Origin of the sequence: Plantactinospora sp. ZYX-F-223, from assembly GCF_039649625.1 — a bacterium.
Lineage (GTDB): Bacteria > Actinomycetota > Actinomycetes > Mycobacteriales > Micromonosporaceae > Plantactinospora.
Genome location: NZ_JBDJAV010000168.1, coordinates 1 through 1,241, shown reverse-complemented (window position 1 = coordinate 1,241; position 1,241 = coordinate 1). Strand labels below are relative to the sequence as shown.

Here is a 1,241-nt window from a genome sequence, read left to right as displayed (position 1 = left end):
GCGATTGTGGGTATGGGTTGTCGTTTTCCGGGTGGGGTGGGTTCGCCGGAGGATTTGTGGGGGGTGGTGGTTGAGGGTCGGGATGTTGTTGGTGGTTTTCCGGTTGATCGTGGTTGGGTGGTTGAGGGTTCTTTTGCTCGGGTGGGTGGGTTTTTGGATGTGGCGGCGGGTTTTGATGCTGAGTTGTTTGGTATTTCGCCGCGTGAGGCTTTGGCGATGGATCCGCAGCAGCGGTTGTTGTTGGAGGTTTCGTGGGAGGCGTTGGAGCGGGCTGGTATTGCGCCTGATTCTTTGCGTGGTTCGCCGACGGGTGTGTTTGTGGGTGTGATGGGTCAGGAGTATGGGTTTCGGTTGGGTGAGGCTGGTGTTCAGGTGGAGGGTTATGGGTTGACGGGTGGGGCGGTGAGTGTGGCGTCTGGTCGGATTGCGTATGTGTTGGGGTTGGAGGGTCCGGCGGTGTCGGTGGATACGGCGTGTTCGTCGTCGTTGGTGGCGTTGCATTTGGCGGGTCAGGCGTTGCGGGCGGGGGAGTGTGATTTGGCGTTGGTGGGTGGTGTGACGGTGATGGCGACGCCGGGGTTGTTTGTGGAGTTTGATCGGCAGGGTGGGTTGGCGGGGGATGGGAGGTGTAAGGCGTTTTCGGCGGCGGCTGATGGTACGGGTTGGTCTGAGGGTGTGGGTGTGTTGGTGGTGCAGTCGTTGTCGTCTGCTGTTCGTGATGGTCGGCGGGTGTTGGGGGTGGTGCGGGGTTCGGCGGTGAATCAGGATGGTGCGTCGAATGGTTTGACTGCGCCGAATGGTTTGTCGCAGCAGCGGGTGATTCGGCAGGCGTTGGCGGCGGCGGGTGTGGATGCGGCGGATGTTGATGTGGTGGAGGGGCATGGGACTGGTACTCGGTTGGGTGATCCGATCGAGGCGGAGGCGTTGTTGGCGACGTATGGTGCGGCTCGGGTGGATGGGTCTGGGGTGTGGCTTGGTTCGTTGAAGTCGAATGTGGGTCATACGCAGGCGGCTGCGGGTGTGGCGGGTGTGATGAAGATGGTGTTGGCGTTGGGGGCGGGGGTGTTGCCGCGGACGTTGCATGTGGGTGAGCCGTCGCCGTTGGTGGATTGGGATGGTGGTGTGCGGTTGTTGACCGAGCCGGTTGTTTTGGAGGCGCGGGATCGGCCGTGGCGTGCGGGGGTGTCGTCGTTTGGTATCAGCGGCACGAATGCTCACGTGATTCTCGAATCCCCGCCCAG

At 61.9% G+C, this 1,241-nt stretch carries 1 protein-coding gene; it reads left to right on the top strand.

What is annotated here, in order from left to right:
• Window positions 1-1,241: polyketide synthase (locus tag AAH979_RS43000; protein WP_346263872.1), on the top strand; the 1,241-nt coding region annotated here is incomplete at both ends.